The 10,074-nt window shown below is 35.5% G+C and carries 8 protein-coding genes; all 8 read right to left on the minus strand.

Going from position 1 to position 10,074, the window contains the following annotated elements; translation table 11 throughout:
• Positions 1-2: 2 nt before the first annotated feature.
• Positions 3-716 carry a GAF domain-containing protein gene (locus tag D6734_09690; protein RMF93623.1) on the minus strand — a complete coding sequence of 238 codons (714 nt, stop codon included), beginning with the start codon at positions 714-716 and terminating at the stop codon, positions 3-5.
• Positions 717-746: 30 nt separating this feature from the next.
• Entirely contained in the window at positions 747-1,760 is a 1,014-nt protein-coding gene (locus D6734_09695) for a rod shape-determining protein (protein RMF93624.1), read from the minus strand.
• A gap of 191 nt (positions 1,761-1,951) precedes the next feature.
• Complete coding sequence (locus D6734_09700) at positions 1,952-3,217, minus strand: hypothetical protein (protein ID RMF93625.1); 1,266 nt, start codon at positions 3,215-3,217, stop codon at positions 1,952-1,954.
• 17 nt (positions 3,218-3,234) lie between these two features.
• Positions 3,235-5,259 carry a hypothetical protein gene (locus D6734_09705; GenBank protein ID RMF93626.1) on the minus strand — a complete coding sequence of 675 codons (2,025 nt, stop codon included), beginning with the start codon at positions 5,257-5,259 and terminating at the stop codon, positions 3,235-3,237.
• Between the two features lies 1 nt (position 5,260).
• Positions 5,261-6,943, minus strand: coding sequence for a hypothetical protein (locus D6734_09710; protein ID RMF93627.1), 1,683 nt, complete (start codon positions 6,941-6,943; stop codon positions 5,261-5,263).
• A 5-nt stretch (positions 6,944-6,948) separates the two neighbouring features.
• A complete protein-coding gene (locus D6734_09715; protein ID RMF93628.1) occupies positions 6,949-7,956 on the minus strand; it encodes a hypothetical protein in 1,008 nt (335 codons plus the stop codon).
• A 127-nt stretch (positions 7,957-8,083) separates the two neighbouring features.
• Positions 8,084-8,680, minus strand: a complete 597-nt coding sequence (locus tag D6734_09720; protein ID RMF93629.1) for a hypothetical protein — start codon at positions 8,678-8,680, stop codon at positions 8,084-8,086.
• Positions 8,681-8,697: 17 nt separating this feature from the next.
• Positions 8,698-10,014, minus strand: coding sequence for a hypothetical protein (locus tag D6734_09725; protein ID RMF93630.1), 1,317 nt, complete (start codon positions 10,012-10,014; stop codon positions 8,698-8,700).
• Positions 10,015-10,074 lie beyond the last annotated feature (60 nt).

The following is a 10,074-nucleotide window of genomic DNA, read 5'->3' on the forward strand; positions in this document are numbered from 1 at the left end:
TTTTAGTTTATTTTCTCCTGAAGATGAATTGCCAGAGTAAGCAAATTTGCCATTATCGTTAAAAAGACTATTTCATCATTATGAAATGACTGTCTATTGGATACTTTAAGATTCAGGACTCCAAGAAGATGGCTTTCATACAATAAAGGAATTGCGACCATTGCCTTTAATGTTTCTTCGTCCATACCTTCAATCTTCTTTGATCTTTTATCCACCGATATATCCTCAATGATAACTATTTCTTTTTCCTCTGCGGCTATACCTGTAATACCTTCCCCTATTTTAAGACTCAGTTTATTGATAAATTCTTCTTTTATCCCTCTTCCATATTTAAGAATCAAGTTTCCGGACTCTAACAGATAGAAAGATGTAGTCTTTGCATTCATCCTTTCATAAATTCTATCAAGAAGCAAATTTATAAAATATGCGCCTTTTTCTCCTGAAGTTAATAGAGATAAAACCTCTCTAATAATATTCAGTTCTTCTTTCTCTCTTTCTGATAGACTCTGTTCGTACTGCAATTTGAGGTCATTTTTAGAATCCTTAACCCTGCTTACTTTAGTTTTACCAAGTACAGGAGCAAGAGAACGTGTTGAACCATACAGCACTTGAAATTCAGAAAATCCACAACTACAAACAATTTTCGCTTTCCATCCATCAACAAGTTCTCTTTTCATCAACTTGCCGCACTTTCTGCAGTGAATTAATCTTTCCATTTTACTAAACTCTCCTAAATCTAACTTTTATTATAAAGAGATCTCCTTTAGCAAATCTATTTCATCAAGAACCTTTCCCGCTCCAAGGGCAACAGCAGACAAAGGATTTTCTGCAGTATAAACAGGTAATCCTGTTTCCTCATTCATAAGTTCATGAATACCATCTAACAGAGCTCCTCCTCCTGCGAGATAAATTCCCTTATCGACTATATCAGCCGCCAATTCAGGAGGTGTATTCTCCAATGTTTGCAGTACAGAATTTACAATAATTGATAGCGTCTCTCTTATTGCTTCCTTTATCTCTTCTCGTTTTACCAATACTGTTGCCGGAAGCCCTTCTGTCAAATCTCTGCCTTTTATTTCCATTTCATTGTTATTTTCTCTGTTAACTGCTGAACAGATTTTTATTTTTGCTCTTTCTGCCATTTGCTCCCCAATAAGAATATTATACTTATTTTTTACAAAATTTATAATAGCAGTATCGATTTCATCGCCTGCAATTCTTAATGAATCTCCACTTACTATTCCTGCAAGAGCTATAACAGCCACTTCAGTTGTACCTCCTCCTATATCAACTATCATATTACCCGCCGGTTCTTGCACGGCTAATCCAGCGCCAATTGCTGCCGCCATTGGTTGTTCAATGATATAAACTTCGCTTGCTCCTGCTTCCTCTACCGATTCTTTAAGAGCTCGCCTTTCGACTGATGTTATACCGAGAGGTATTGATATAACAACTCTTGGATTAATAAAAAATTTTCTATTATAAACTTTTTGAATAAAATATTCTAAAAGCAGTAAAGTTGCTTCCAAGTTTGAAATAACTCCATCACGGATAGGTCTTATCACTTCAATTGAAGATGGAGATTTTCCCAACATTTTCTTTGCCTCTTTACCATAAGCCACGGGCTTCATCGTTTTTTTGTCAAGAGCAATAACAGAAGGTTCGTCTATTATTATGCCCTTGCTCTTTAAAAAAATAAGTGTATTTGCAGTCCCAAGGTCTATAGCTATGTCTTTAGAAAAAAAAGGGAAAAGAGACATTTTTATCTTTCTTAAATTAAACCATTACTTAAAATCTTCTGAAGAATTCTTTTAAAAGTAAAATCGGCGAGTCATATAAGACTCGCCTATTGAATAAATAGAACTATTAATTTGATTTTATAAGATATTTCTTCTAATTGTCAAGATGTTCAATAATCTCTTTCATCACCAAGATCCCATCTTTTTTAAGACTACATCGCCGTCTGATGACACATCACACAAAGGTCTCTTTTTCTATCTCCTCTCAGGAAATATTCATAATTAGAACCATGCACCTCATGGCAAGAGACACAGGTAACCTGTGATTTTTTATCCCTTGGGTCAATAACACCCACACCTACAGGATGAGTAAAAGTTCCTTGAGTTTTATGACATCCTGTACACACCGAAAGTATCTCTTTCTTAAATAGATATTTCTGCTGAGAAGAGTGTGGAGTATGGCAAATTGTACATTTTCCTCCTCCTGCCTTTTCAGGATGAGAATATTTTGCATTTTGAAACTGTTTTTTCTTCTCGGTATGGCAATTAAGGCACATATATCTTTCTTTATCTACAAGCAATTTCTTAAAACTTGATGCATGTGGTGTATGGCAGGATATGCATTTACCCTGTGCAACAGGAGGATGAATATCACTATTGTTAAAAACTTCCTCCATTTCGCCATGGCACTGCAGACACAAATCCTTTCCTTCCTCGACAAATAATCTCGGATCTTTTGCAAGATTTGAATGGCATGCATCACATTCACGGTCCTCAAAAGGAGGATGCACAACATCCTTAACAAGCTTCAAGTTCTGTGTACCATGAGGGTCATGGCATAAAGTACAGTTCACTTCTTTTAGATTTACTTTCCAATGTTTTGAAATAAGAGCACTGCTGCCTATGTTATGACAGGACCTGCACAGATTCTTTGGCGCCTTTCTTAGCAGTGACCGTTCTGCTGATGCATGAGGCCTATGACATTTGATGCATTGTCCAAGTTTAAAGGGAGGATGTTTAGATTCCATATTCTTCATTTTAAGGTCTATATGGCAGGAAAAACAAAGACTGCTTCCTGTATTTTTTAGAAAAAACCTATATGATGAACCGTGAGGGTCATGACAGCCCAAACAATTTCCTTCCCTTACAGGAGGATGCACCGTATTTTTAGCAAACTCCTTCTTTTTCTCAGTATGACAGCTTAGACACAATTCATCAGATTTTACCTTCAAAAGTTTAGGGTCAACAGAAGTATGAGGATTGTGACATTTTTCACATTGCCCTGCTGCAACAGGATTATGCAAATATTTTTTCGCTTTAAGTTTCAATGCCATCTTTTTATGACATTTAAAGCATAATTTTGAACCTTTGCTCTTCAATTTAACCTTTGCATTGGAAACTCCGCCACTTAAAAAGAAAATTAAAATTAACGATATTAAAAATAAAGATAGTCTTAGCAAAATTCTTTTTATCTTCATATCTCACTCCTCAACAATTATTGATTAGTTTCATGACACTGGTCACACGACCGTTCAGCAAAGGGCTTATGCTTATTTGCTTTAAAAAGTTTCCTGTCCATTGAACCATGTGGATCATGGCATCCTGTACAGAGGCTTTCGCTTATATCAATATACCTATGCTTTTCTTTGAGATATTCATCTTCAAAGTCATGGCAGTTAGAACATAGGTCAGGTACATCCTGCTGTAAAAGTTTCAACGAATTTGAATAATGCGGTAGATGACAATCAAGGCATTCGCCTCCGGCTACTGCTGTATGAATTGTTGCATCTTTATTCTCAAGCAATTTTCTCTTTTCAGTATGACAGTTCAAACATAAATCTTTACCTTCCGCCTTCAACTGCTTACTTTTTTCACTTCCATGCGGGTCATGGCAGAGTACGCAGCTATCTTTTACCGGAGGATGGAAACTCTTCGAACTTGCTTCTTCAGATAAAATATCATGGCATTGGTCACATACCTGCGGCATTGTTTCAGAAAGCAAACTTGAACTAATTTTACTCGAATGAGGGAGATGACAAGTCAGACATTCTCCATCATCAAATGGCGGATGACGCTGTTCAAGTCCCTGCATTCTTGCAAAAAGCTTGATATGACACTTTTTACATAATTCAGGAGGATATTCTTTCAAAAGAGAAGTGTTATTATTTCCGTGAGGATTATGGCATTCAGTACACATTCCTTCTCTTACAGGTTTATGTTTAAAGATATTATCAAACCCTTCAGTATCATGACATTCAAAACATAATGTATTTAAATCAGATTTGACAAAACTTGGATAATCAGTACCGTGAGGATTGTGGCAGGTCGTACAAAGCTCGTCTGCATAACCCGGATGGACTGTCTGGGCATTTTCAAGTATGTCTTTCTTATCATCATGACACTGAAAACATACTTCATTGCCCGGCTCACGAAGTCTAAATTGATTATTTGACGAATGGGGCTCATGACAATCACTACAAACAATATCCTCTATCTTTAGATGAGAAAATTTCTTTTCATAGAATTCCTGTATATCATCATGGCACTGAAAACACACATCTATCTGTCTGCCAATAAATCTACCCGGATAGTCGCTTGCATGAGGAGAATGGCAAAGAGTGCAATTTTCATCTGAAAAAGCAGGGTGAACAACTTTTTTATTATATGTTGCATTAGTTATTCTTTTTGCCTCACTTACTTTATCAGTAGAATGACACTGCAAACATAAATCAGGCTGCTCCTTTTTCACACCAAGAGGATCTGGTGAAGTGCGTTCATTATGGCAAACATTACAATTATTGAATTCCATTGCAGGATGAAAATATTTTCTCGGCAACGCTTTTTTATCAGAAGCATGAGGCGTGTGGCAAGTTGTACAATCTGTGCCCTTCAATGAATAGCCGTAATGTTTATCTTTTATCCGAGCACTTGCTGGATCATGGCAGTTTTGACATATTGACCTTTTATCTGTCTTTAATGCATACAGGTTATCAGACGAATGTGGATTATGGCAATCTAAACAGGATTTTTTCAATGGTTCATGAATTACATTGCCTTCAAAATTTTCCCTGCTATGGCATTCAAAACAAGTTTCCAATTCACTCTTTGCAAGCAATGCCTTGCTATCTGAAGAATGGGGTGTATGGCATTTCAAGCACTCCCCTTCTTTCACCGGCTTATGGGAATATTTTTTATTCTGAATAGAAATCTTCTCTTCATTATGGCAAGAAAAACAAAGCTCATCTTCTCTGTCTTTTACAAGGACAACTGCCCCTACAAGGCCATGTTTCTTATGACATACTTCACATTTTTTATTTTCCAATGGGGTATGAATTACCGGTTTTGACTTATACTCGGCCAATTTTGATGGATGACACCCTTGGTCAACGCAGGATTTAGGAGCAAATCTTTTTGCTCTTCTCCTTTTCCCTCCACTACAGGAAGAAATTATTAAAGAAAGACCAACACAAATTACAATTAAGACAGCAACACCTTCGAATTTTCTCAAGTATCTTCTCATTTTAATGTCCGCCCCCCTTTTTATTCATCCTTTCTTTTCTTTCATAATTCTCTTTTATATAAACCTTGGTCGCTTTTCTGAGATTCCAGTTATGAATGTCAATCTCAGCATTTTCTCTCAATTTACTTGTCCATTCTTTGACTCTGTCATTATATTTCTTCTTATAAACATCATTTCTAACTCTATCTTTGACTTCATCAAACCCAAGCTGTCTCTCTTCCTGTCTCTTTGTTACCTTTAATATGTAATATCCTTCCTTTTCTTTGGCTAACATAATCTCATTCTCTTTGAGGTCAAAAATCTTACCCACGACAGAAGGTCTCAATTCATTCTTTGCAAACCATCCTACTTGCCCTCCATTGACACCAGATGCATCCTTTGATTCCTTTTTTGCTATTTCTGCAAAATCAGCGCCTTCTTCAAGCTTCTTTTTTATTTCATTAGCTTTATTTTCATCATCTACCAAAATTGCACTCAACAAAACCTTTTCAGGCAAAATATATTTATCTTTATGCTTTTCATAATAATCTTTCATTTCTTCTTCACTGACTTCCAAATCCCTCGCAATGACCGTTGCAAGAAGTTTTTGTCCGACAAGTGAATCTCTTATTCTTTTTTCGTATTTCAAAATTTCAGGTTTTTTGTCATATCCTTTCTTCTCTGCCTCCAAAACTAATAGCTTATTATCTATTTTATTATTGATAAGGTCTTCTATGAGGTCAGCCCTGTGCGTTTTAGGATAACGGTTAAGTTTTTTAAAATTTATCAACTTTCTGATATCTTCAACGGTAAATTGGAATCCATCAGCTGATACTAATACCTCATCCTTTTTTTTCTCTATGATTTCATTATCATCAGAAAGGAATATAGGCTCTATCATTGAATCGTAGATTTTGACATTATATTTATTTCTTAAATCCTCAAAATAACTCTTTTTTAGTTTTTCTAATTTTCTTTTATAGACCTTATTTCTAAGTTCATCTCTGACCTTTTCATATTCCACTTTATCCTGCGGCTCTACAGCCGTCACTTTGACAATTGCCCATCCGTCTTCTGTTTTGAAAGGTCCTTTTATCTCACCTTCCTTCATTCCAAGAAGGGCATTTTCAATCTCCTCATTCATCACACCCCACATAACAAATCCGAGCTTACCACCTCGTGCTTTTGATTCATGAATAGAAACTTCACTTGCCACTTTTTCAAAATCTTCTCCTTCATTGACTCTTTCAAGGGCTTTTCTCCCTTCCTCTTCATTTTCTACAAGGATATAAAGGACTTTATAAAGATTTTTGCTCTTTTCAAAAGCATCTTTTATCTCATCTTCAGAAACATTGACCTTTTTCACAATCTCATTTGTATAAAACTCCTCAACAAGCTTTGAATCTCTGGAATTTTTTATTATTTCTTGAATATCCTCATCCTCATCAAGACCTATTCTCAACCCTTCCTGCACTAACAATTGTTTATCTATAACTTTTTGAAGGTATTGCTTATTCATCGTTAAATCTTCCAAAAAAGCACCATGTCCTCCGTGTCCTTTCTCAAAGCTTCTTTTCATATCTTCAAATGTAATAATATCTCCATTAACTTCAGCTATAGGAGCTTCCTTCAACCAATAGGAAGGCGTTTTGCAACCTGCAATCAAAATTGTAATCAATAAAATAACTAATCCTATTTTCCTCATTCTTTTTACCTCATAGAAAAGACCATCTTCCGTGTAATATGTTTAGCAAGCTCTACAGCCGATTTTATAACTCCAAAATCAAGGACAATCTGAGTGTCTTCTCCCTTAGCAGAATCCTCTGAAGTCCAGATAATTTTACCGTCCTTAGTATCAATCATTCGGGCGTAAACAGAAATTTCAGGCGATGATGTAACCCCTCTTTTTCTCAATCCTTCATTGTAATCCTCAACTACACCTACTATCACTGCATCAGCATCTAATGCGGCTTTAACTTTTTGCAATCCCTCAATATCCACTCCCCCATAGGGCCAAACCTTGTACTTGACAATTGCATTTTTTACTCTCCCGGAATCAATTACTTCAAAGGTGCTATACTTGAAAAGCGAAACCAAAAAAATATCGCGAAGGACTTTACCGGCACCTCTTCTCTCACTTAAATTCTCAAAGGGTAGAACTGCAATCTTAAAATTCTTTACTTTTTTTAGAAAATCACTCGAATAATAATAATCAACATTAGGAAAAAATCTTGCAAAGCTTAGACGATGTAAAAAACTTCTTCTCAAAAAAGCTTTACCTGCAGAGGGAATTGATGCAAAAACTTTTTTGACAACCTTCGTTATCAACTTCTTAAGCGACTTGATATTTCCCAATCCTAAAATCATTTTTGTACTGTCACCAGTACTACCTAAATAATCAGCCCAAAGGATTGAACTATCTTCTGCAGATAATACGCGCGCAGAAAGACCAAACTGCGGATTTTCCTCTGAAACGACAACAATATCTATCATTCCAACCAAAACATATGCAGCACCTGTAAGTTTTCCAATCTTGGAAATAAACTCTTGGCTCACATTTGATGTATCTCTAATCCTATCTTCAAGAAGATACGGCTCTATCTCATCGCCTGATATAACCGCATATCCCTTTTCAACAAGAACACTTTTAATCTTGTCAAGTATGAAATCCCAGCCAACTTGTTGACCACCTATATTTTCAAAGGGAAGTATCACCATTTTTTTATTGTCCAGTATTGTTCACCGCCCCCAGCAACAAATTGAAGATAAAGGGAAAAAAACAATCAAAAAGAGAAAACTTGCTAATTTTTTATACATTTCTTTAATTTCTCTTTTTTTAAACCTGTTATTCAAAAAGTGTATATACTAAGTCACTGATACATTTTCTTGCAACACTTGAAATCGAAGGTCCCGAAATACCAAATATCTTCTCAACAATTCCTGCACCTGATTTCGAGCCGCTAGCTGACCAAACAACTTCTCCACTGCTCACATCAATGGCTGACAGAGAAACCGAAACTTCTGCAATTGAAGCGCCTCCAATATTTGTAGCACCATAATTCTCAACCGAGCCTTTGATGAGAATTTGAGCTCCTGTCAATTCCCCAACCTTTTTAAATTCTTCTTTGCTCATATTGAATAAATCTTCCACTTTAGCTTCTTTGATAGCTCTGTTTACCTGTCCAACTTCAACAACTTCTACATATTGAGATGAAAGAATTTCATTGATTACAACTCTTCTAATTTTTTCGCCTGCATTTTGGTCTTGTGTGAAATTTTCAATTGGAAGTACTGCAATTCTCTGCACCAAACTAAAGTCAAAGTTTGGATTGATGTAATTTGTCGGAATAGATGTGCAAGATAGAAAAAGCAGCAAACAGGAAAAAGCACCAACCCATAAAAAACCTTTTACCAATTTTTCACTCTTTGTTTTTTTAATCATAATCCTTCCCACTATTTTTAAAACCTTATATTTCCTTGAACAAAATATCTTGTATTCTCAGTGTTATCAAAGCTTCTCGAAAGCTGATAACTTAATCGTATATCCATATAACGATTTACATACCATCTAAGTTCATAAATCATATTTTCTGAAGTATTGACATTCGTAATATCGGAATCCTCTGTATCTCTTGTATATGATATAAAAGCAGATAAACGAGGTATTATAACCCAATCAATAGTATATGACTGCTGAAAATTATCCATTTCTTGATTATTTTGATAATTATAGCGTGCATTCAAATTGAAATTTCCACTAAGTGTATAAGTAAAATAAAGAAACATATCATTTGAAAATACAAGACGCGGCTCATTTTTACCATAGCTTTTTGATTCGCGCCAGGTATAACCAAAAATCCCCTGTAGTCTGTCAGTTAAATCTGAATTCATATTTATAGAAACCGTATCGACCCTATTTTTTGCTCCATCCGTAAATGATTTATTTCTTGTGTCTGTATAAGTTAACTGAAAATCGAGATTTCTGTATATCTTGGCTTCTAAATTCCAGTTGAATGTTTTATTTCTCGAGACTTCCTCCGATTCAATATCACTTTGATTAATCAAATAATTTATGCTTGTATAAAGTGTTTCAAGGGGTGCCATCGCATATCCTAAGGTTAAAATATTATTGCTTGTGTCATCTGCTTCTTGTCTTTCAAACTTTGTAAAAGATTGTTGAAAACTCGCATTGATATCTAAGTATTTATTTGGATTGAATGAGAGACGCCATGTTTGAGTCCCATTTCTTTGGAGTCTCGTAGGAGAGGCGTTTTTACTTTTAGTCCTGTCAATGTTAAACCCAAAAATAAGATACTCAGTAGGAGAAATGGAGAAATTTGCATTGATTGTTTGAACGCTCGATGTAGAGACTATCTTCTTCTCTTGTCCGGCACCTGCAGGACCTAAAACTTTTGCCTCACTTACAAAGGCTTCAGATGTGCTGTTATCAACAACAACGGCCTTTATAAAAGTTGCCTCCAAGTCTCCCGGAATATTAATGACAAACTTTCTGCTCGTTCTGTCATAGGATGGATTTTTAGCAAATTTCACCAATACCCATTTTTCACCAATTCTATCTCTTGAATATATTTTAAAAGAGAAAAAAGAACTCAAAGAAAAATCAAAATTACTACTCATATAAATCTCGAATTTTTTAATGATTTGCGATGTAAATAATTCCACTCCAATTGATCTATTCTTTCCGCTTTCTCCACTACCTATATCCACCACCCCTTCCGAGAAATCGTTGTCAATCAAAGAAGATTCTGTTTCCATTTCTCCTGTCTTTGGAGTTAAATCGTTATTTTTTCGCAACCCCTTTTTAGCAATAAGCTC

The organism is Candidatus Schekmanbacteria bacterium (assembly GCA_003695725.1).
GTDB lineage: Bacteria > Schekmanbacteria > GWA2-38-11 > GWA2-38-11 > J061 > J061.